Annotated in this window: 20 protein-coding genes; 14 read left to right on the plus strand and 6 right to left on the minus strand. The window is 56.8% G+C overall.

The features are described 5' to 3' along the window. The 3 genes from ACR0B0_RS03740 to ACR0B0_RS03750 are packed head-to-tail and all read left to right on the plus strand — an operon-like array spanning position 1 to position 3,418. The gene (locus tag ACR0B0_RS03740) at positions 1-1,035 is read left to right on the plus strand and encodes an LLM class flavin-dependent oxidoreductase (RefSeq protein ID WP_480646479.1); all 1,035 of its coding nucleotides are present in this window, start codon (positions 1-3) and stop codon (positions 1,033-1,035) included. Between the two features lie 8 nt (positions 1,036-1,043). Beyond that, the gene (locus ACR0B0_RS03745; protein ID WP_480646481.1) at positions 1,044-2,522 is read left to right on the plus strand and encodes an aldehyde dehydrogenase; all 1,479 of its coding nucleotides are present in this window, start codon (positions 1,044-1,046) and stop codon (positions 2,520-2,522) included. A 29-nt stretch (positions 2,523-2,551) separates the two neighbouring features. Then, on the plus strand, positions 2,552-3,418 hold the full coding sequence (locus tag ACR0B0_RS03750; protein WP_480646483.1) for an urea carboxylase-associated family protein: 867 nt from the start codon (positions 2,552-2,554) through the stop codon (positions 3,416-3,418). On the opposite strand, the gene argE is transcribed toward ACR0B0_RS03750, so the two are convergent. Next, positions 3,415-4,611 carry an acetylornithine deacetylase gene (argE, locus tag ACR0B0_RS03755; RefSeq protein ID WP_480646485.1) on the minus strand — a complete coding sequence of 399 codons (1,197 nt, stop codon included), beginning with the start codon at positions 4,609-4,611 and terminating at the stop codon, positions 3,415-3,417. The genes ACR0B0_RS03750 and argE overlap by 4 nt on opposite strands. Next, positions 4,569-5,753: a M24 family metallopeptidase gene (locus ACR0B0_RS03760; RefSeq protein ID WP_170348507.1), complete on the minus strand. Its 1,185-nt coding sequence runs from the start codon at positions 5,751-5,753 to the stop codon at positions 4,569-4,571. Before ACR0B0_RS03760 ends, argE begins: the two co-directional genes overlap by 43 nt. Before the next feature lie 85 nt (positions 5,754-5,838). Between ACR0B0_RS03760 and ACR0B0_RS03765 the strand changes: the two genes are divergently transcribed. The 11 genes from ACR0B0_RS03765 to ACR0B0_RS03815 all read left to right on the plus strand — a co-directional run bounded on the left by ACR0B0_RS03765 (position 5,839) and on the right by ACR0B0_RS03815 (position 17,650). Then, entirely contained in the window at positions 5,839-6,882 is a 1,044-nt protein-coding gene (locus ACR0B0_RS03765; protein WP_170349389.1) for a pyridoxal-phosphate dependent enzyme, read from the plus strand. Then, a complete protein-coding gene (locus ACR0B0_RS03770; RefSeq protein ID WP_480646487.1) occupies positions 6,879-8,024 on the plus strand; it encodes a M24 family metallopeptidase in 1,146 nt (381 codons plus the stop codon). The genes ACR0B0_RS03765 and ACR0B0_RS03770 overlap by 4 nt, the downstream gene beginning before the upstream one ends. After that, positions 8,021-8,731 (plus strand): maleate cis-trans isomerase family protein, encoded by a 711-nt coding sequence (locus tag ACR0B0_RS03775; protein ID WP_170513693.1) that lies wholly within the window; start codon positions 8,021-8,023, stop codon positions 8,729-8,731. Before ACR0B0_RS03770 ends, ACR0B0_RS03775 begins: the two co-directional genes overlap by 4 nt. A 146-nt stretch (positions 8,732-8,877) precedes the next feature. Continuing rightward, on the plus strand, positions 8,878-9,969 hold the full coding sequence (locus ACR0B0_RS03780) for an ABC transporter ATP-binding protein (RefSeq protein WP_170348510.1): 1,092 nt from the start codon (positions 8,878-8,880) through the stop codon (positions 9,967-9,969). Positions 9,970-10,079: 110 nt separating this feature from the next. Further along, complete coding sequence (locus ACR0B0_RS03785) at positions 10,080-11,177, plus strand: ABC transporter substrate-binding protein (RefSeq protein ID WP_170393819.1); 1,098 nt, start codon at positions 10,080-10,082, stop codon at positions 11,175-11,177. 70 nt (positions 11,178-11,247) lie between these two features. Next, positions 11,248-12,522, plus strand: coding sequence for an ABC transporter permease (locus ACR0B0_RS03790; protein WP_170375062.1), 1,275 nt, complete (start codon positions 11,248-11,250; stop codon positions 12,520-12,522). 6 nt (positions 12,523-12,528) lie between these two features. Next, complete coding sequence (locus tag ACR0B0_RS03795) at positions 12,529-13,740, plus strand: ABC transporter permease (protein WP_170358184.1); 1,212 nt, start codon at positions 12,529-12,531, stop codon at positions 13,738-13,740. Between the two features lie 160 nt (positions 13,741-13,900). Beyond that, positions 13,901-15,121 (plus strand): aminopeptidase P family protein, encoded by a 1,221-nt coding sequence (locus ACR0B0_RS03800; protein WP_480646489.1) that lies wholly within the window; start codon positions 13,901-13,903, stop codon positions 15,119-15,121. Between the two features lie 134 nt (positions 15,122-15,255). After that, positions 15,256-16,098: a glycosyltransferase family 25 protein gene (locus tag ACR0B0_RS03805; RefSeq protein WP_480646491.1), complete on the plus strand. Its 843-nt coding sequence runs from the start codon at positions 15,256-15,258 to the stop codon at positions 16,096-16,098. A gap of 128 nt (positions 16,099-16,226) precedes the next feature. Further along, positions 16,227-16,595: a group I truncated hemoglobin gene (locus tag ACR0B0_RS03810; RefSeq protein WP_170348516.1), complete on the plus strand. Its 369-nt coding sequence runs from the start codon at positions 16,227-16,229 to the stop codon at positions 16,593-16,595. Further along, on the plus strand, positions 16,592-17,650 hold the full coding sequence (locus ACR0B0_RS03815; RefSeq protein WP_170348517.1) for an adenylate/guanylate cyclase domain-containing protein: 1,059 nt from the start codon (positions 16,592-16,594) through the stop codon (positions 17,648-17,650). The genes ACR0B0_RS03810 and ACR0B0_RS03815 overlap by 4 nt, the downstream gene beginning before the upstream one ends. Positions 17,651-17,653: 3 nt before the next feature. On the opposite strand, the gene ACR0B0_RS03820 is transcribed toward ACR0B0_RS03815, so the two are convergent. The 4 genes from ACR0B0_RS03820 to metA all read right to left on the minus strand — a co-directional run bounded on the left by ACR0B0_RS03820 (position 17,654) and on the right by metA (position 21,156). Beyond that, positions 17,654-18,268 carry a TetR/AcrR family transcriptional regulator gene (locus ACR0B0_RS03820; RefSeq protein ID WP_480646493.1) on the minus strand — a complete coding sequence of 205 codons (615 nt, stop codon included), beginning with the start codon at positions 18,266-18,268 and terminating at the stop codon, positions 17,654-17,656. 75 nt (positions 18,269-18,343) lie between these two features. Then, positions 18,344-19,213, minus strand: a complete 870-nt coding sequence (ppk2, locus tag ACR0B0_RS03825; RefSeq protein WP_480646495.1) for a polyphosphate kinase 2 — start codon at positions 19,211-19,213, stop codon at positions 18,344-18,346. Between the two features lie 49 nt (positions 19,214-19,262). Next, positions 19,263-20,210, minus strand: a complete 948-nt coding sequence (locus ACR0B0_RS03830) for an alpha/beta fold hydrolase (RefSeq protein WP_480646496.1) — start codon at positions 20,208-20,210, stop codon at positions 19,263-19,265. 7 nt (positions 20,211-20,217) lie between these two features. Further along, complete coding sequence (gene metA / locus ACR0B0_RS03835; RefSeq protein ID WP_480646498.1) at positions 20,218-21,156, minus strand: homoserine O-acetyltransferase MetA; 939 nt, start codon at positions 21,154-21,156, stop codon at positions 20,218-20,220. Positions 21,157-21,165 lie beyond the last annotated feature (9 nt).

Genomic DNA, 21,165 nt, shown 5'->3' on the forward strand with positions numbered 1-21,165 from the left:
ATGGAGTTTTCGCTGTTTGCCCATATGGAACGCCTGACGCCGGATCAGCCGCATGACGTTCTGTATGACGAGTTCGTTAGTCTGGTGAAAATGGCCGATGAGGGCGGCATGCGCGCGGTTTGGACGGGCGAGCATCATGGCATGGAATTCACCATTGCGCCGAATCCGTTCCTGTCTCTGGTCGATCTGGCGCATCATACGAAGAATGTGCGACTTGGCACGGGTACGGTGGTCGCGCCATTTTGGCATCCGATCAAGCTGGCCGGTGAGGCCGCAGCGGCAGATCAGATCACCAAGGGCCGGATCGAATTGGGCATTGCACGCGGGGCCTATTCCTTTGAATACGAGCGTCTGATGCCCGAGATGGACGCTTGGGAAGCCGGCCAAAGGATGCGAGAGTCTACGCCACTATTGCCGCAAATTTGGCGAGGGGACTGCGCGCATGAAGGCGAGTTCTATACCTTCCCGGCCACGACATCGGCCCCGAAACCGTTGCAGGATGGTGGCCCGCCTATATGGATCGCCGCTCGAGACCCGAACAGCCACGAGTTCGGCGTCCATAACGGATTTAACATTCAGGTCACGCCGCTGTGGCAGGGCATGGAGGAAATTGAAACGCTGATGGGTCGGTTCAACGATGCCTGCGATAGCTATGCCGGACCGCGCCCCAAGATTATGTTGCTGCATCACACTTATGTCGGCAAGGATGACGATGACGTGGCGCAGGGGATCGAGGATCTGCGGCGCTACTACAACTATTTCGGTGCGTGGTTCCTGAATAAACGACCAATCCAGCAGGGCTTGATCGAACCGATCACGCAGGCCGAAATGGACGCCAACCCGATGTATACCACCGAAAAGCTAGGCCGCGATCTGACCGTAGGAACCACGCACCAGGTGATTGACCGGATCAAACGGTACGAGGATCTGGGATATGATGAATTTTCGTTCTGGGTCGACAGCGGCATGACTAACGAACGTAAACGCGCCTCTCTAGCGCGGTTCATCGACGACGTTATGCCAGCTTTTCAGTGAGGACCACCATGGGAAATCTTCCGCATTTTCAACTGTTCATTGATGGCAAATGGTCCGAAGGGTCAAACGCACAGGTCATGACATCAGAAAACCCAGCGACGGGGCAGGGATGGGCCACGTTCGCTTGTGCCTCGGCCGCGGATGTCGATCGCGCAGTTGCGGCTGCCAAACGCGTTTTGAACGATCCGGCGTGGCGGGATATGACGCAGACTGCGCGAGGCAAGCTGTTGTACCGGCTGGCCGATCTGGTGGCCGAACATGCGACTAAGTTGGGTGAACTGGAGACGACCGATAGCGGCAAGCTGCTGGCGGAAACTTCGGCACAAACGGGTTATGTAGCGGACTACTACCGCTATTTCGCGGGTCTAGCGGATAAGGTCGAAGGAACGGTTCTGCCTATTGACAAGCCCGACATGCACGTTTTTACGACCCGCGAACCTATCGGAGTTGTTGCTGCGATCGTGCCATGGAACGCGCAGATGTTCCTGACGGCGACCAAATTGGGTCCGGCACTGGCGGCGGGGTGCTCGGTCGTTTTGAAGGCTTCAGAAATCGCGCCTGCGCCAATGCTGGAGTTTGCGCGGTTGATTGAACAGGCCGGGTTTCCACCCGGCGTCGTCTCGGTCATCACAGGTGACGCTGAAAACTGCGCCATTCCGCTGACCCGCCACCCGGATATTGACCGTATTGCCTTTACGGGTGGGCCAGAGACTGCGCGGCATGTGGTGCGCAACTCGGCCGAGAACTTTGCTGTCACCTCGTTGGAACTGGGGGGCAAATCCCCTATTCTGGTGTTTGAAGATGCCGATCTGGATGGCGCGGCCAATGGTCTGATCGCCGGGAACTTTGGCGCCTCGGGGCAGAGTTGCGTAGCAGGAACACGAGGTTTGGTGCATCGATCCATTCTGGAACCGCTGATCGAACGGATTGAGCAAAAGGCCAGCGGCATCCGGCTGGGCGACCCACTGCAGGCGGAAACGCATGTGGGGCCGCTCTGCACTGCAACACAGGTGCGACGGATCGAGGAAACGCTGGCCAAAGCGCGCGGGCAGGGCGCGACGGTCCGCTTTGGGGGCGAGATCGCGGATCGACCGGGGAACTATATGAAGCCAACACTGGTTCAGTGCGCCTCGGCTGATACAGAAACGCTAAAGGTCGAAATGTTCGGGCCAGTGATGTCTCTGTTGCCGTTTGATACCGAGGATGAAGCGATCGCGCTTGCGAACAGCACACCTTATGGGCTGGGGTCAGGCGTGTTCACGCAGAATCTCGCGCGGGCGCATCGGGTGTCGAAACGGATCAGAGCAGGGATTTGCTGGGTGAATACGTATCGTGCGATCTCACCGATTGCGCCCTTTGGCGGGTTCAACCAATCAGGCTATGGGCGCGAGGCCGGGGTTGAGGCAATATTGGATTACACCAGAACCAAAACAACCTGGATCAACACCGCGCAAGAGCCGATGGCGAACCCGTTCATTATGCGCTAAGCCTGTGCAAAAGCACGGGGAGAGCGTTGATGAAACTGGTAAACCCGAACTTCGCGGCACCAACGGATGCAGATGACCGCAAGGCCATCCAACCGGTCATTTGCTACCCGCCCGAGACGTTGACGCAACCGGACCTGACCGGGTTGGCCAAACTGCGGCAGGGCGCCAGCAAGACCGCCGAGGCCATCGCAGCGCCACGTGATGCGGCCTGTATCGACGTACCGGCAGGCGCGTTTGTTCGGGTGTTGTCGGTCGATGGGCCGCAGGTCGGCGACCTGAACATGTGGAACAAGCACGACCTGTCCGAGCGGTTCTATTCCGGCAAAACCCGCGCTTTGCACGGCACCCATCTGTCGACCGGGGATCGCATGTGGTCGAGCTTTCCCAACATGCGCCCTATGGCGACTGTCGTCGATGATACGCTGGATTGGTACGGGTTCGACGCGTTCGGCGGATCGGTCCATGACGTAATCGGCACGCGCTGCGATCCCTATACGGGGCGGTTGTTGTCCGGCGACGATTACCATTATTGCTGCCATTCCAACCTGACCCGTGCGCTGGCCAGCCATTGCAACCTGCCGCTGCACGAGGCCGAGATGCTGGTGCATGACGTCCTGAACGTGTTCATGTGTACCGGGTTCACCCGAGACACCGGGCAGTATTTCATGAAGGCAAGCCCGGTGCGCCCCGGCGACTATCTTGAGTTCTACGCCGAGATCGATTTGATCGTCGGTCTTTCGGCCTGTCCCGGAGGGGATTGTTCGTCGGAGCATTCCTCGGACGCTGCCGCCTGCTATCCGCTGGTGATGGAGGTCTATGATCCGGGCGAGGATGCGCGCGCCGCGCATGTGCAACCCGCGCGCTCGGCCTATAACCGCACACACGGAGCTGGTTAAGCGATCAGGCGGCGGCCCAGGCGGTTCAGCATTCGGCAGCACAGTTCAAGCTGCTCGATCTCGACATACTCGTCCGCTTTGTGCGCTTGGGTGATCGAGCCCGGCCCGCAGACAATGGCATGTACGCCCAGTTGTTGGAACAGGCCGGCCTCGGTGGCGAAGGCGACGACGCCAGTGCCATTGGCGCCGGTCAGTTCGGCCACCAATTCGCGCGCGGCGTTTTCGTCCATGGGTTCAAGCCCTTCGACCTCGGCCACGGCTTCTTGCGTGATGCTCGCGTCGGGGTGGACGGCCTGCATTTCGGGCAACAAGCTGTGCTTGACGTAATCTGATAGGGTGCTTCTGACCAGTTCGGCGTCGCTGGATTGAACGGGGCGCATTTCCCACGCGACCTCGGCTTTGCTGGCGATGACATTATGGGCAACACCGCCCGAGATGCGCCCGACATTGACCGTGGTCCAGGGCGGTTCAAACGGGCTGCCCTTTGGCGCGCGCGATTTCAAGATATGACGCAGCTCCAGTAGTTTGCCGATATAGCGCGCCGCGTATTCAGCCGCATTGACGCCGTCATCAGGGGCCGAACTATGCCCTTCAAGCCCAACGAAACTGGTGGTGTATTCGAAGCAGCCCTTGTGCCCTTCGATCACGCGCATCTCGGTTGGTTCGCCGATGATGGCGATGTCCGGTACGATGCCGCGTTCGGATAGGTCACTGACAAGGTTCTGCGCGCCCAGACAGCCGGTTTCTTCGTCATAGGTAAAGGCGAAATGCAGCGGTTGGGTCAGTTTGCTTACGTCCAAGGTCTCGGCAAAGGCCAATGCGGCGGCGATAAACCCTTTCATGTCACAGGTGCCGCGACCGTAGAGTTTGCCGTCCCTTTCGGTCATCTCAAACGGGTTCGTTGTCCAGTCCTGATCGGCCACCGGAACCACATCCGTATGGCCTGACAGCAAAATGCCACCCGCCATTTCCGGCCCGAGCGTGGCAAAGACATTGGCCTTTTTGCCCGTTGCATCCCGCGTTTCGATACAGCGCGCGCCCAAAGCCTCAAGGCGGTCGGTCAGATAGCGGATGATCTCAAGGTTGCTGTCAGCGGATACCGTTTCAAAGGCGATCAGATCGGCAAGGATTTCCGTGGTTCTTAGCAGGGTCATGGCTTTACGAACAGTTTTCGGGGCCGGTTGCAAAAGCATTCCGCGGCTCCGGTTTCGGTGATCAGGATCGACTCTGTGATCTCAAGCCCCCAGTCGTCCATCCAAAGACCGGGCATGAAGTGGAAGGTCATGCCGGGTTCCAGAACGGTCTCATCCTCGGGGCGCAAAGAGATTGTGCGCTCGCCCCAATCCGGCGGATAGCTGAGGCCAACCGGATAGCCGCATCGCGCACCGCGTTCGATCCCGGCGCGCTCCAGCGGGGCGGCCAGGGCCAACGCGATGTCACGTGCCTGATTGCCCGCGCGGGCGGCGTCCAGCCCAGCCTCAAGCCCCTCGACCAGCGCCGCCTCGGCTCGCAACAGAAAATCGGGCGGTTGACCCAGAAAAACTGACCGGCAGAAAGGCGTGTGGTAGCGGCGGTAACAGCCAGAGAGTTCAAAGAACGTGCACTCGCCGGATTTGAAGGGCGCACCATCCCATGTCAGATGCGGTGCGGCAGCATCCTTGCCCGAAGGCAGCAAGGGCACGATGGCAGCGTAATCCCCCCAGTCTTCGCCCACACCCGAGATTGCATCGTGATAAATCTGCGCGACCAGTTCGTTCTTGCGCAATCCGGGTTCAATCCGGTCAATCACGCCGTCGGTGACATGTTCCGAGATGCGCGCGGCCTTGCGCATCAGGGTGATTTCCTCGTCTGATTTCACCGCGCGTTGCCAGTTCACCAACCCATTCGCGTCGACCAGTTCGGCCTGCGGCAGTTCGGCCATCAAGGTCAGATGCGCCTTGGCCGAATAATAGTAGTTGTCCAATTCGACACCGATCCGACCCGCTGCCAGTCCACAGTCCTGGATCAAAGCCGCAAGGTCCTGCATCGGGTGGCGGGCGGTCGATTGCACATAGTGATCCGCGTACCCGCGAATCCGATCGTCTTTCATCCAGACCGTGCGCCGGGCACCGTTGGCGTCCTGATTGCGGCCCCACCAAATCGGATCACGGTCATGCAGAACCAATACGCCCTGATGCACGTAGAATGACCAACCCTCATATCCCGTCAGCCATGTCATATTAGACGGGTCTTCAATGAACAGCGCATCCAGACCAGCTGCTGCCATGGCAGCACGCGTCTTTGCCAGCCGACGATCATACTCAGATGGGCTGAATGCCGGATTGGCATGGGCCATGGGACGCTCCTGTGGTGACCGAGTTTTGTTGACAGAACTTGACGAATCCGATCACGTCAATGGGCAACTCAGGAAAGACGCTCAATTGAAAATCACATCCAACCCTCATCGCGGCGGCCAGAAACTGATCGAGGCCGCGCCGTACCCTTCGACCAATGTCGCGCGCGCGTCAGAATTGATCGCACGCTGCCTGTCGGACAAAGAAACGCCTCTGACCGAAGTGAAGGGGTTGGCCGATGTCGCACACCTGTGGGCAAAGGATGAACGTGGTCGGATGGATCTGGGGTCGTTCAAAGCCTTGGGTGCGGCCTATGTCATCGCGCGCCATGCGGCGGATATCGCGGAAAACCCGGACGCCTCGACACTGGCGGGTCGGACCTATGTCACCGCCAGCGCAGGCAATCACGGCCTAAGCGTCGCGTCCGGTGCGAGCCGTTTCGGGGCTAATTCTGTCGTCTATATCGCAGACACCGTACCCGAAAGTTTTGCCGAACGCCTGCGCGCTCAGGGTGCTGATGTTGTGCGCGAGGGCGTGGACTATGCCGCCAGCATGGAGGCTGCAAGTAAAGCAGCGCGGGATAACGGATGGATATTGCTGTCGGACAGTTCGTGGGAGGGGTATTACGAACTGCCGCATACTCTGATGGAGGGGTACCTGCAGATGGCCGCCGAAGCTGTGCGCCAATGCCCGCAAGTGCCGACCCATATCATGTTGCAGGCCGGTGTTGGTGGTTTGGCCGGAGCGGCCGCAGCCTATATGAGGACGGCTTGGGGGCAAGAACCTCAGATCATCGTTGTCGAACCCGATGCAGCTCCGGCCTTGCAAGCCAGTATTGAGGCTGGCGCCTGCGTGTTCGCCGATGGTCCGGACAGCGTCATGGGGCGTCTCGATTGCAAGGAACCGTCTCTGATTGCCTTGAACGGATTGGCCAGGGATGCCGACAGTTTCCTGACCCTAACCGATGAGCAGGTGACTGAACATCTTCCCGCAATGGCCGATGCTGGCATCGCTACAACGGCTTCGGGCGGGGCGGGGGTTGCCGCCGTGATGAATGCAGATGCGCGGGCGGGTCTGGGCATCGAGCCAAATGCTCGTGTTCTGTGCATTATTTCAGAGATTGCCGAATGAGGGGCTTTGAAGCGTCCGAATTCCAGTCGCGGACCGAGCGTGCGCAACATCGGATGGCGCAAGTGGGGCTGTCGGCGCTGTTGCTGACCACAGAACCCGAGGTTCGCTATTTTACAGGATACCTGACCCGATTTTGGGAAAGCCCGACACGCCCGTGGTACCTGATCGTGCCCGCAACTGGCAAACCGATCGCTGTCATCCCCTCGATCGGGTCGGCATTGATGGCGACAACCTGGATCGAAGACATTCGCACCTGGAGTGCACCGGACTTGACCGACGATGGTGTTAGCCTGCTGGCCGACGCTTTGTGCGAAATCTGCCCTGCAGATGCGGTAATCGGTCTGCCGGACGGTCACGAAACCCATGTTCGCATGCCTATGGCCGATCTTAACAGGTTGCAGGAAAGGTTGGGTTCCCGTCGTCTGGGCAGCGACGGAGGTATTCTCCGTGCGTTGCGGATGGTGAAATCCGAGGCAGAGATCGCCAAGATCGAAACCGCCTGCGCAATCGGGGGCAGGGCCTTTCAACGCGTGCCCGAGATCGCCGCTGAAGATGTTGCTTTGGACGAGGTGTTCCGCCGTTTTCAGATGCTGTGCCTTGAGGAAGGCGCGGATTGGGTGCCGTATCTGGCTGGCGGGGCCGAGCAGGGCGGGTATGCCGATGTGATTTCTCCAGCCCGTCCAACCGCATTGGTGCCGGGGGATGTTTTAATGCTGGACACGGGTTTGGTGTGGGACGGGTATTTTTGCGATTACGACCGAAATTGGTCGGTCGGGCAGGCGTCGGCGCAGGTGCGCGACGCTTATGCCACGTTGATCGAAGCATCAGATGCGGGGTTTGAAGCGGCACGCCCAGGCGCAACTGCAGCTGATCTGTTCCACGCAATGAACGCGATCTTGTCCCGAAACAGCGAAGACACCGGTGCAGGGAGGTTGGGACATGGCCTTGGCATGTCGTTGACGGAATGGCCTTCTCTGATCCCATCGGATCACACGGTATTGGAACCCGGGATGGTCCTGACATTAGAGCCAGGCATCGCCGTGGGCGATAAAATACTGGTCCACGAAGAAAATATCGTCATCACGCAAGGCGCACCGCGCTTTATCAGCCCAAGAGTCGGCCCGGAGTTGCCCCAGATATGAGCTATCTTCCCTATACGTTGGATGCGGATGATCCAGCTGCCTCACCAATGGGCCTGATCGTTTTGCAAACGGATGAGACCATTGAGCCAGAGTTCAATGCCTATTTCGCCGATCGAACCTATCCGATCTATGTCTCGCGTATTCCAAGTGGGACAGAGGTTACGACTGATACCTTGGCGCAAATGGAAAAGGCTTTGCCCGCAGCGGCGGATTTGCTGCCGAAAATTCGCCCCTACAAGGTGGTTGGATATGGATGCACATCCGCCAGTTCCGTCATCGGATCCGAACAGGTCGAGCGTATGGTGCAAGAGACCTGCAATACTGCTGTGGTCACCAACCCTTTGCGTGCCGCATCGGCCTGCGCGGCGCATTTGGGAGTCTCAAAATTCGCGCTGCTGTCGCCATATATACAAGATGTGAACGAACCATTACGTCGGGCATTCGCCGAAAACGGGGTTTCAATGGATGTTTTCGGCTCGTTCGGAGAGGCTGAAGAATCGAAAGTTGTGCGCATTTCGCGGCGCTCTGTGGTTGATGCAGCGCTCAAGCTTGGTGCTGATTCTTCGGTTGAAGCTATTTTTCTAAGCTGCACAAATCTAAGAACTTTTGATGCGATCCGTGAGATTCAGGAGCGGCTAGGAAAGCCGGTTTTGTCCAGCAATCAAAGCCTTGCGTGGCACATGCGGGAACTGAATTCGCATCATTGAAGGGGTGACCGTATCCAAAATTGTAGAGCTTCAAATATATTTTTGGTTGCGCGGCGCGCCCTGCATGTCCTTAAATGTCCCCAATGGTCTTTGAGATCCGGATAAACCGGGCAACCAACAGACCGCACAGGGAGCCAAGTCGGTATATGTCCAATGACGCTGCGTTCGTCGAGTTTCAACGTGTCCAGAAGTCTTATGATGGTGAAATACTCGTTGTAAAAGATTTAAACCTCTCGTTACCAAAAGGTGAGTTTCTGACAATGTTGGGCCCGTCAGGGTCTGGCAAGACAACTTGCCTGATGATGTTGGCAGGGTTTGAAACCGCCACACATGGCGAGATCATGTTGGACGGGAAACCGATCAACAATATTCCCCCGCATAAACGTGGAATCGGGATGGTGTTCCAGAACTATGCCCTGTTTCCGCACATGACCGTGGCCGAAAACCTGTCCTTTCCTTTGGAAGTGCGGAAAATGGGCAAGGATCAGCGCGAGGAAAAGGTCAAGCGCGCGCTGGATATGGTTCAGATGGGGGCCTTTGGCAGCCGCCGTCCGGCGCAGCTTTCGGGTGGTCAGCAACAGCGTATCGCCTTGGCGCGGGCGCTGGTCTTCGAACCCGAACTGGTGCTGATGGACGAACCGCTGGGAGCGCTGGACAAACAGCTGCGTGAACATATGCAGTTTGAAATCACCCGACTGGCGCATGAGCTTGGGATCACCACGGTCTATGTGACACACGACCAGACCGAAGCGTTGACGATGTCGGACCGTGTCGCAGTGTTCGACGATGGGCGCATTCAGCAATTGGCCCCACCCGATCTTCTGTACGAAGAACCCGAAAATAGCTTCGTTGCGCAGTTTATTGGCGAAAACAATACGTTGGAAGGCGTTGTTAAATCCATCGACGGCGATTCATGCGTGGTGGCTTTGGACGATGGGTCTGAGATTGACGCCAAACCGGTAAACGTCCACAACCCGGGAGATCGGACCAAGGTTTCCATCCGCCCCGAACGGGTCGAGTTCAACAAAGATCGTCTGCACGCCGATGCGCATACGTTGAAGGCAACGGTCAAAGAATTCATCTATATGGGTGACGTGTTCCGTTTCCGCCTGTCTGTTGCGGGGAACGACGATTTCATCATCAAAACCCGAAACGCGCCGGATGCGGTAAAACTGCAGCCGGGCCAAGAGGTTGAAATCGGCTGGCTGGCCCATGATTGCAGGGCGCTTGACGCCTGAGCAGGGAAATACCCGCGCGCTCTGCCCGGACGCGCGGGATATCAGATGATCAGGCACCCCGTGACCTGATCTGGAAAGCTAAAATTAACGGGAATAACAGGGAGTTAACAATGAAAGTTACCAAAACCACACTATTGGCGAGTGCGGTTGCCGCAATTGCTGGTGGCGCTATGGCCGAAGAGATGACAATCGTCTCGTGGGGCGGCGCGTATTCCAAATCGCAGTTGAAAGCGTATCACGAGCCCTATTCGGAAAAGACTGGTGTCACCATTCTGAATGATGACAGCTCGCCCGAAGGTGTTGCCAAGCTGCGCGCTATGAACGAAGCGGGCAACGTCACGTGGGACGTTGTCGATCTTGAAGCCGCTGACAATATTCGTGCCTGCGACGAAGGTCTGATCATTGAAATCGACCCAGACGTGCATCTGGCCCCTGCGCCCGATGGGACACCTGCGTCTGAGGACTTTGGTGATCAGCTTGTCTCGCCTTGCTACATCCCGACGATCGTTTACTCGACAACCTTCGGCTATCGCACCGATATGGTGCCTGAAGGTGTAGATGCTCCGACCGGAGCATGTGACGTATTCGACCTTGAGAAGTATCCAGGCAAACGCGCACTTAACAAACGCCCGATCGCCAATATGGAATGGGCCCTGCTTTGTGATGGCGTAGCGTACGAAGACGTATACGACACGCTTGAAACTGAAGAGGGTGTTGAACGTGCGTTGGCCAAGCTGGACACGATCAAGGATCAGACGATCTGGTGGTCGGCCGCCGCCGAGCCGGTTCAGCTTTTGGCTGATGGCGAGATCTTTATGGGGTCCACCTATAATGGCCGTCTGTTCTCGATGATTGTCGAGCAGAATCAGCCTGTTGGCATGGCTTGGGACTGGCAGATGTTTGATCTGGACGGCTGGGCGATCCCGGCTGGTCTGAGTCCTGAGCGTGAGGCACGGGCCTTGGATTACATCCGGTTCTCGTCCGATACACAGCGTCTGGCGGATCAGGCAAAATACATCTCGTATGGTCCGGCACGTAAGTCCTCGGCGCCTCTGGTCGATAAGCATGCCGATCTGGGTATCGACATGGCACCGCACATGCCGACCGATCCGCGTAACGCGAAGAACACCTTTGTGAACAACTACGAATGGTGGGCTGACTACCGCGATGATCTGGACGCACGTTTCCAGGCCTGGCTGTCGCAGTAACCTTTCAAGTTCAAAAAAACAGTCAGGGGGCGGCACGCTGCCCCTTGACCCATAAAACCAAGGGGCACTGATGACTGACGCAAGCCAAAACGCAGGACCGATGCTGGCCGCGGACGGAACGCCGCTCAAGCAATCTCTGGCACGTTCATTAAGACGGCAAAAGCTGCGCGCTCTGTTATTGATTGCGCCCCTTCTTCTGTTCGTTCTGTTCTCGTTCATAATTCCGATTGCGTCGATGCTGTTCCGTTCGGTGGAAAACGGTATCGTGGAAAAAACGCTGCCTCTGACGGTCGTGGCGTTGGAAAATTGGGATGAAAAAAGCGGCGAACTGCCGGACGAGGCCGTCTATGACGCCTTTGTCAATGATATGATCGTTGCGGTTGCTGAAAAGAAACACACCCGGTTGGGATCACGGTTGAACTATGAAGAACCGGGCATCTCGTCCCTGTTCCGTAAATCCGGTCGAAAAATCCGGAAATGGGACCCTGAAGCGGATGCGCCGTTCAAAGAAAAGCTTATTGACGCGGACAAAGGATGGGGGGACGTCGAAAACTGGCGTGTGATCAAGACCCATTCCCGAAACGTGACCCCCGGTTATTTTCTTGCCGCCGTCGATTTAAGGCTGACGCCCGACGGCGTTGCTGCGCAGCCGGAAGACAAGCAGATACTTGTAAAGCTGTTTGGCCGTACGCTGTTCATGTCCCTGATCATTACTGGGTCCTGTATCCTGCTGGCCTATCCGGTTTCCTACCTGTTGGCGAATTTGCCGATGCGTGTTTCGAACATGCTAATGATCCTGGTGCTGTTGCCCTTCTGGACATCGCTTCTGGTGCGAACTTCGGCTTGGAAAGTGATGCTGCAACAACAAGGTGTCATTAACGAAACTCTGGTTTGGCTTGGGTTGGTCGCAGATGATGCGCGACTTGTGATCATCAACAACCAGATCGGCACGATCGTCGCGATGACGCATATCCTGCTGCCGTTCATGATCCTGCCGATGTATTCGGTGATGCAGACGATCCCGCCGTCTTATACCCGTGCGGCCAAGTCGATGGGGGCCACCAACTGGACTACTTTCTGGCGGATTTACTTCCCACAATCAATTCCGGGAATTGGGGCCGGTTCGATCCTCGTGTTCATTCTGGCCATTGGCTACTACATCACGCCCGAGATCGTGGGTGGCACCAAGGGTGTCTTCATCTCGAACCGGATTGCGTATCACATCTCGTCCTCGCTGAACTGGGGACTGGCTGCGGCGTTGGGGACGATCCTGCTGGCGGTCGTCATGCTTCTGTACTGGTGCTACGACAAGATCGTGGGCATCGATAACGTGAAATTGGGATAAAATATCATGGCAGCACTTACACCAATATCCCGCAAGCCGTTGTCGATGGTTCTGCCCACAGTCGCCGCCGCCGGAGGTTTCCTCGGCATGTTCGTCGGGGCCGGGCAGGGCAGTGCCCTGCTGGGCATCCTGATAGGTGCCGCGCTGATGGCGGCGCTGGCCTGGGTCTATATCACGGTTCTGGACAATGAACGTGTCGCACGCTGGATCACCATTCTTGGGATGGGGGTGATCGGTTTTCTGTTCGCCGGATTTACGGGGTTGATCGTCGGCTTGTTGGCCGGTTGGTTCTTTGCCTTCTTCATCTTCTGGCTGTACGAGGGGCGCTATCGGCAAAGGCTGCTGCCCTATTTGACGGGCCAGCAGGTGTTTGGACATTACCTGTTTCGGGTTATCTGCGGCGCGATCTTCGTGTTCCTGATCACGCCCATCCTTGTGGTTTTGCCGCTATCGTTCAACGCGCAGGACTTCTTTACCTTCACGCCTGAGATGCTGCGTTTGGACCCCGAAGGCTACTCGCTGAAGCATTACCGTGATTTCTTCACCAACAATGAATGGCAGCGCAGCTTCAAAAACTCGCTGATTATCGCGCCAATCGCGACCATCATTTCGGTTTCACTGGGGACGCTTGCTGCCATTGGTCTCAGCCAGTCGCACGTGCCCGGTCGTCGGGCGATCATGGGTATCCTGATCTCGCCCATGATTGTGCCGCTGATCATTTCGGCCACGGGTATGTTCTTTTTCTACAGCGACATCGGTCGTTTCATGGAGGGAACATTGGGCATGGACAAGAACTTTGTCGGATACATCAAAGTTGTTCTGGCTCATGCGGTTCTGGGTATTCCGTTCGTTATCATTACGGTGACGGCGACGTTGGTCGGGTTTGACCGATCCCTGACTCGGGCCGCGGCGAATATGGGGGCAGGGCCAGTACGGACCTTCTTCAAAATCCAGATGCCGCTGATCTTGCCGGGCGTAATCTCGGGTGGCTTGTTCGCCTTTATCACGTCGTTTGATGAGGTTGTTGTGGTTCTGTTCGTCGGTTCGGCCAGTCAGAAAACGTTGCCCTGGCAGATGTTCACTGGCCTGCGCGAGCAGATCAGCCCGACCATTCTGGCGGTTGCGACCATTCTTGTTGTGATCTCGATTGCGCTGCTGACCACGGTCGAACTGCTGCGGCGCCGGTCTGAACGCTTGCGAGGTCTCAGCCCGGCTTGACGCGACTCGAAAGCTGATTTAGCGATTTCACCATGCACCTCGGTCACGATGGCGTCGTGACGCGACGCGGGGTGCATGGCTCTCGGTTCCCGAGGCCGCTTGTCCTGAACGCCGGGACTTGTGGCCGGGCTTTGCCTGTCCGGCATTGAGGAGAGAGATGATGAAAGACCTGAACAATCGCCCCGAGTTCTTCACCAGCCACAATGGTGACAAGGCGCCGCTCCCGTTTAGCAAGGCAGAATATGACCGACGTCTGGCCAGCCTGCGTGCGACGATGGCGGCACGTGATATCCCGGCGGTGCTGCTGACGTCGATGCACAACATCGCCTACTACTCGGGCTTTTTGTATTGCGCGTTTGGACGCCCGTATGGCTGCGTTGTCACCCAAGAAAGCTGCACCACGGTTTCGGCGAATATTGACGCTGGCCAGCCTTGGAGGCGCTCGGTCGAAGAGAATGTGATCTATACCGATTGGCAACGGAACAACTATTGGCGTGCGGTGGCCAGCCTGATTGGGCCTGCGGGACGGATCGGCATCGAGGGCGATCACATGACACTGGCAATGCGCGATACGGCGTTGGACATGTTGGGCGGGCCGGAACTGGTGGATATCGCACCGGATACGATGGCTGCGCGCATGGTGAAATCCGCGGAAGAAATTGATCTGATCAAAGGTGGTGCGCGTACGGCTGATGTCGGTGGCGCGGCCATCCACGCCGCGATCCGCGAAGGCGCGACCGAGATTGAGATCGCCATGGCCGGTCGCGACGCGATGGAGGCTGAGATTGCGCGCGCCTATCCAGATGCAGAATATCGCGACACGTGGGTTTGGTTCCAGTCCGGTCTGAATACCGATGGGGCGCATAACCCGGTCACAAAACGGGCGCTGCAAAAGGGCGATATCCTGTCGCTGAACACGTTCCCGATGATCTCGGGCTATTACACTGCGCTGGAACGCACCTTGTTTCTGGGTGAACCCGACGCCGAAAGCCTGCGCATCTGGAAGGCGAATGTCGCTGCGCATGAGTTGGGCCTGAGCCTGATCAAACCCGGCGCGACCTGCTCTGGAATCTGTGAAGAGATCAACCGGTTCTTCGCTGACGAAGGTTTGCTGCAATACCGCTCGTTCGGCTATGGTCATTCCTTCGGCATTCTCAGCCACTATTACGGTCGCGAGGCTGGGCTTGAGCTGCGCGAAGACATCGACACTGTGCTGGAGCCCGGTATGGTCGTATCCATTGAACCGATGCTGTGGATCCCCGAAGGCCAGAAAGGCGCAGGCGGGTATCGCGAGCATGACATCCTTGTGGTCGAGGATTCTGGTGCCGAAAACATCACCGGCTTCCCCTATGGCCCCGAACATAACACGATCAGCACCTGATCGGATCGGCAGGAAGGGCGATCTGCCTTTCCTGCCTCACGTTGACGGCAAGGGTCAGCGTGGTCATGCCCTGGTGGGGTTGATTGTCCGGCTCAGCGGTGTGTATCTGACGACAGTGTTTGAAAGGATGCGCCGTGGGACATTACGAACTGCCATCGGGAGTTGCTGCCTATTTTATTAACCTGGATCGGGTGCCCGAGCGAGCCGAGTTCATGGAAGGTCAGTTCGCCGACACAGGATTGCGTGGCGCACAGCGGTTCAGCGCAGTGGACGGTCAGCAACCCGGCGCACTGGATGACAATTGCTACGTTCCCGGCACCGGTACCCGATGGGGGCTTACACAAAGCGAAATCGCCTGCTTTGAAAGCCACCGCGCCGTTTGGCGGGTTGCTGTGGATCAGAACCTGAGCAAGGTTGCGATTTTTGAGGATGACGTTGAAATGTCGGCTCAGGCCGGGGCCGTCATCGCGGCTTTGCTGGCGGATGATGCGGGTTTTGATCTGATCAAGCTGGATTATTCGCCACGTTCCATGCGGTTCGGGCCGCTTGAGTCGATTGCAGACGTTCCAGTTCGCCCAATGTTGGAAATGGCGCCCAGTTCTGCTGCCTACATTCTGACGCAAGCGGCTTGTCGCAAACTGCTGTCCTGGTCTGAGGAGTATTCGGACCATCTGGACGACTTTATCTCGCTCCCACGTCCCGACTGGCGCATGTGTCAGTGTTTTCCGGCGGTGGGGGTGCAGATGATGTGGTCCAAGCAGCAGGAACAGACTGCCGAACCCGTCAAGGTTAGCGAGCGGTCGCAGGATCAGAAAACCAACAGCGGGTTGGACAAGGGGCCATTGGGGTTCCGTTTACGCCGCGAGCTGCAAGCCGCGCGGCGCAAACTGTATTGGCGCGCAGGCGGGCAGGACAGGTTGTTGGCACAGGGTGGGTTTGCGGGCTTTATTCCCTGCGCCGAAGACCTGAACGTCTAACTAGTTACATAGGCCGCCCAAAGGGCGTTCGTGACCATTGATCTGGTAACCCTCGCATAAGCGTTAACAAAACTGTCAGTTTGATATAAGCTTTCAGTGTTTTTGTGGTTGAAGCTTGGGTGTGCGGTGTGAGTCAGACAATCTATGAAAGATACGGCGGATTCAAAACGATCAGTCGGATCGTTATGACGTTCTATGAAATGGCATTGGACTCCGATCAGATCGGTGGTCATTTCGAAGACATCGACATGCCGCGCCTGATCGATCACCAGACCAAGTTCGTGTCTTCTCTGGTTGGTGGTCCTGCTTCCTTTAGCGATGACAGGATTGAGGCGGTTCATCGACACCTGAATATCTCTCATGCGGATTTTGATGAGATGGCCGAACTATTTGCCGAGGCCCTTTCTATGCACGGTATGGAAGACGGTCACATCAAGATCGCCTTGAACGCCATTGAATCCAAACGCGCAATTATTGTAACCCGTGACGCCGCATGAGTATTTCAGCGATAAACGAACAGTTGCTGCGGGCGATCGGAGTTGGCGTGGCTGTTGTGCGTGCCTCAGACCTGAGTTTTGTGTTTCACAATGGGCCGTTTGCCGAATGGTTTGGGGTTCCGACCGAAGGACAGACGCTGCTGGATTTGCTCCCATCTTTGGATCAGCGTGAATTGGAGGACGTCAAGCAATCGGGGCTTCGATACACCGTTGAATTGCAGATCAAGCCGAAACGCAGAACGCTGATTTTTGCAACGGCTGTATCGCTGGCGAATGGCTTGTCTGAACAGGTTTTGGTTGTGGAATGCCAGAACATTACCCGCATACGCGAGCTGGAAAGCATGATCGATAGCTACTCGACAATGGTCGAACGCAACACGCGCGAATTGGAGCGTGAGAAAGAGCGTGTCGAGCGGTTGCTGCTGAACCTTATGCCGCGGGCGGTGTACGAAGAGTTCAAGACCTTCGGTGTCGTCACGCCGCAGCTATATGATCAGGTGTCGGTGGTGATGCTGGATTTCGTGGGCTTTACCGATTTCGCCGCCAAGACCGATCCAACCGTCACGTTAAGCGAGTTGAACGACATTTTCACCGCGTTCGACCGTATAGTCGAACAATTCGGATGCGAGCGGATCAAGACCATCGGTGACGCCTATCTGGCGGTGTCTGGTATGCCTGACGCGACACCGGATCATGCCACGGCCGTGGCACATTGCGCCGTTCGCTTCCTACGGTATCTGGAGCGGCGCAATGAAAGCCATCCGCATAAATGGCAGGCCCGGATTGGCCTTGGCATGGGGGCTGCGGTGGGCTCTGTCGTTGGGATACAGAAATACGTCTATGACGTGTTCGGTCCGGCTGTGAACATTGCTTCGCGCCTGCAAGTCTTTGCAAACCCAATGCATATCGTCGCCCCAGAAGAGATGAAATTTGCCTTGATTGATGAGTTCCAGGTCGCGGATATCGGGCGCGTGGATATCAAAGGCATGGGGGAAATGGAGTTGATTAACGTCACCTCTGGCCTCAGCGCACCACAGCCGCTGAGCAGGTTCTGATTGTCAGTCGTCCTGCGGCACCAACCCCAAACCCCGCAAATAAATGCCGATGCCGGATTCCAGCAAGTCTTCGGGTGAAAATGGGGAACTGGCGCCAGTGTTGCGGGCGTAAAGTTCAACAACGCCGTGGCTCATGGCCCAGATATGGGCGCTGAACATGGATGCGGGCGGGCGCTTTTCCGGTGGAATGTGTTGCGACAGATCAGCCGCCGCTTTCTCCAGTACTGCTTTGGCACGGTTTGCGGCCAAGGATAGTTCAGGCGTTCGATTGATCGAAATCCCGCTTTCGAACATCGCGATGTAGTGGCCAGGATGTTTGCGGGCAAATGCCAGATAGGCACGGCCTGTCGCCTCGAACGCGGCGAGCGCTGAGGGCTGGCCCTTGTCATAGGCGTATTGCATCAGATCCGAGAACATCTCGAACCCTTGCAGGGCGGCTTCGGCGATCAGGTCTTCGCGCCCGTGGAAATGCCGGTAAACCGCAGCGGGGGTGACGCCGGCGGTTTTCGCCGCTTCGGACAGGGTAAAGCCGGTCGGACCTTTTTCTTCGATCAGAGACAGAGCAGCCTCGATCAAAGCCTGTTTCAGGTTCCCGTGGTGATACCCGCGTTTTGTCATTCCTGCTTCAGGTGTCCTTTTTTAAGTTATAGAATTCATGACATAATTCGCGAAAAGGCATTCGTCCACCACCTGTCACGCATCCCAAATCTCTGGCCCACCACAGATATCGGGGTCATTCGCGCCGATGGCATCTTCGTCCTTTTCGTCATAGTCCAGCGCGTGCAGAACCGTACGAATGGCCGCCAGCCGCGCGCGTTTCTTGTCGTCTGATCGCACGATGGTCCAGGGGCAGTGTTCCGTGTGGCTGCGCGTCAGGGTTTCTTCGATCGACTGGCTGTATTCATCCCATTTGTTAAGACCTGCGATATCAATCGGGCTGAGTTTCCACTGCTTCAGTGGGTCAGTTTCACGCGCCAAAAAACGGTTGAGCTGTTCTGCTCGTCCGACATTTAGCCAGAATTTAAATAGTTTGATCCCGTCATTCACCAAACCGGTTTCCAACGGCAGGACCTGTCGGAAAAACCGTTCACGTTCTTCTGCTGTGCAAAAGCCAAAGACGTTTTCAACAACACCGCGGTTATACCAGCTGCGGTCAAAGAACACGATCTCACCAGCGGCAGGCAGATGTGCGATATATCGTTGAAAATACCACTGACTGCGCTCAGTGTCCGAGGGTTTGCTTAGCGCAACATTGCGTGCGCCGCGTGGGTTCAGGTTCTCGCGGAACCGCTTGATCGTGCCCCCTTTACCTGCCGCATCCCGACCTTCGAAAATAAGCAAAATGCGATGGTCAGTTTCCTTGAGCCAGGACTGCATCTTGACCAACTCAATCTGCAGCTTTTCCATCTGTTTTTCGTATTCCTTACGCTTCATTCGTTCGTCGTAAGGGTAGGAGGGGTTCAGGATGTCGCCTTTTTCGGACTTTTCGATGGCCGAACGCACCTCTTTCGGGGCGTCATTCTTAAAGTACTTTTCGATGGAGCCTTTTTCGGAACGGGCCATGTGTTACCTCGCCATAAAATCCATATCCTACTATGGATTAGCGGCGGGCCTAACGCAAACCCGCACGTTGCGCGGCACGGTCGATGGCGGCAGCAACTTCGGGTGCAGCAACGACCTGTGGCATGTGCCCAATTCCAGGCAGTTCAATCAGTTCCGCGCCGGGGATTTGTTCGATCAGTCGATGTGAATGCCAGCCCAACCCAACGGTATCATCGGCGGTACCATGGACGATCTCGGTCGGCACGTCGATCTCGCCGTATCGCGGTTGTAGGGCGCGGACTTCTTCCAGCAAATTGGCGCGCTGCTTGGCATTTGCATGCATCGAAGCCCGGCGCATGGTTAGTCCGGGGCCGAAATGGTCGGCATATCCTTCGGGTGCGGTCTGCGGTGCGAACACCTTGTCCAAAGCTTTTTCAACGTACCATTCGGGCACAAAGGCAGTGATCAGGGGCAGGGCGGTGACATTGCCGGTGGGTGTCGCCGCCAATGTGTTGAATCCGTCCAGAGGTGTCTCCCACGGGATGGCGGCAGCTGCGATCAGGACCAGCCCCGAGATATTGTCTGGCCGCGTAACAGCCCAAGCAAGTGAGACGGATCCGCCATAGCTTTGCCCTGCAACGATAGGTTTTTCCGCACCCAGTTGAGCCGCGGCCTTTTGCAAGATTTCTGCTTGTTCCTCAATGGTTTCACCGTCCTGATTGAAGCTGGCGCTATACCCCAAACCCGGTCGGTCAAACACAATCACACGGTAGTTTTCCGCCAGGATAGGAGCCAAGGCAAAGGTCATGTCGCGCGTGTTGCCGCTGGACCCATGGATCAGCACAACATCCGGGCCTTCTCCCATCACCACTGCATGCACTGGGATGCCATTGACTTCGACGATTTGACCTTCGGGGGGAAAGGCGGCTTCGGCACGGGCTTCATTCCGACCGGCGCGCCAGAGTGCGAGGGCCCACAGCAAGACCAGCAAAGTCAAAGCTATGAGGCCGACGCGCATCACCGGATCAGGCCCTCAGATCGGTCTGATCGACACCGATCCGATTGATATCATAAGGCGTTGTCCCATAAATCTCGCTGATCCAGTTGCCATAGAGCAAATGCGCATGGCTGCGCCATCTGTTCTGTGGTGTCTGGCTTGGATCGTCGTCCGGATAGTAATTCAAGGGCACGTTGATCGGCGTGCCGTTGGCAATATCGCGGTCGTATTCTTGTTTCAACGTATCGCTGTCATATTCGAAATGGTTGAAGATATAGATGGCACGATGGTTCCGATCTTCGACCAGACAGGGACCGACATCGTCGCTACCCAGCAGGGTTACCAAACCGTTAGCGGCATCAATCTCATTCTGTTTCATTTCCGTCCAGCGGCTGACCGGAATCACGCAATCATCCGAGAACCCGCGCAGGAACGGCGAGGCCGGATTAAGGTTCGCATGCCGGAAACAACCAAACGCCTTAGCGTCCAACATATGTTTCTTGACGCCATGGAAGTGATTGATCATCGCCATTCCACCCCAGCACACACCAAAGGTAGAATGCACATTGGTCTGCGTCCATTCGAACACTTCGCGCATTTCGTCCCAATAGGTGACGTTGTCGAATTCCAAATGCTCAATCGGGGCACCGGTGATGATCAGCCCGTCAAATTTCTCGTCCTTCACCTCCTGAAAAGGGCGATAGAATTCGGCCATATGCTCGGCCGCGGTGTTCTTGGTGCGGTGTTCCGTCATCCGGATCAGCGACAAATCGATCTGCAACGGAGTCGCCCCGATCAGGCGGGCAAACTGATTTTCAGTCTGAATCTTCTTGGGCATCAGATTCAGTAACCCGATCCGCAGGGGGCGAATGTCTTGACGCATTGCCTGATCCTCGGCCATGACCGATACGCCCTCTTGGGTGAGAACTTCAAATGCGGGCAGGTCAGAGGGGATCTTGATCGGCATCAGGTACAA

The sequence above is a fragment of the Ruegeria sp. BA12 genome (genome assembly GCF_056539625.1).

What these genes read in the sequence shown, in the direction of transcription:
- ACR0B0_RS03740 (WP_480646479.1), top strand. Translation starts at nt 1, where the DNA reads ATGGAGTTTTCGCTGTTTGCCCATATGGAACGCCTGACGCCGGATCAG.
- ACR0B0_RS03745 (WP_480646481.1), top strand. Translation starts at nt 1,044, where the DNA reads ATGGGAAATCTTCCGCATTTTCAACTGTTCATTGATGGCAAATGGTCC.
- ACR0B0_RS03750 (WP_480646483.1), top strand. Translation starts at nt 2,552, where the DNA reads ATGAAACTGGTAAACCCGAACTTCGCGGCACCAACGGATGCAGATGAC.
- argE (WP_480646485.1), bottom strand. Translation starts at nt 4,611, where the DNA reads ATGCTTTTGCAACCGGCCCCGAAAACTGTTCGTAAAGCCATGACCCTG.
- ACR0B0_RS03760 (WP_170348507.1), bottom strand. Translation starts at nt 5,753, where the DNA reads ATGGCCCATGCCAATCCGGCATTCAGCCCATCTGAGTATGATCGTCGG.
- ACR0B0_RS03770 (WP_480646487.1), top strand. Translation starts at nt 6,879, where the DNA reads ATGAGGGGCTTTGAAGCGTCCGAATTCCAGTCGCGGACCGAGCGTGCG.
- ACR0B0_RS03775 (WP_170513693.1), top strand. Translation starts at nt 8,021, where the DNA reads ATGAGCTATCTTCCCTATACGTTGGATGCGGATGATCCAGCTGCCTCA.
- ACR0B0_RS03780 (WP_170348510.1), top strand. Translation starts at nt 8,878, where the DNA reads ATGTCCAATGACGCTGCGTTCGTCGAGTTTCAACGTGTCCAGAAGTCT.
- ACR0B0_RS03785 (WP_170393819.1), top strand. Translation starts at nt 10,080, where the DNA reads ATGAAAGTTACCAAAACCACACTATTGGCGAGTGCGGTTGCCGCAATT.
- ACR0B0_RS03790 (WP_170375062.1), top strand. Translation starts at nt 11,248, where the DNA reads ATGACTGACGCAAGCCAAAACGCAGGACCGATGCTGGCCGCGGACGGA.
- ACR0B0_RS03795 (WP_170358184.1), top strand. Translation starts at nt 12,529, where the DNA reads ATGGCAGCACTTACACCAATATCCCGCAAGCCGTTGTCGATGGTTCTG.
- ACR0B0_RS03800 (WP_480646489.1), top strand. Translation starts at nt 13,901, where the DNA reads ATGAAAGACCTGAACAATCGCCCCGAGTTCTTCACCAGCCACAATGGT.
- ACR0B0_RS03815 (WP_170348517.1), top strand. Translation starts at nt 16,592, where the DNA reads ATGAGTATTTCAGCGATAAACGAACAGTTGCTGCGGGCGATCGGAGTT.
- ACR0B0_RS03820 (WP_480646493.1), bottom strand. Translation starts at nt 18,268, where the DNA reads ATGACAAAACGCGGGTATCACCACGGGAACCTGAAACAGGCTTTGATC.
- ppk2 (WP_480646495.1), bottom strand. Translation starts at nt 19,213, where the DNA reads ATGGCCCGTTCCGAAAAAGGCTCCATCGAAAAGTACTTTAAGAATGAC.
- ACR0B0_RS03830 (WP_480646496.1), bottom strand. Translation starts at nt 20,210, where the DNA reads ATGCGCGTCGGCCTCATAGCTTTGACTTTGCTGGTCTTGCTGTGGGCC.
- metA (WP_480646498.1), bottom strand. Translation starts at nt 21,156, where the DNA reads ATGCCGATCAAGATCCCCTCTGACCTGCCCGCATTTGAAGTTCTCACC.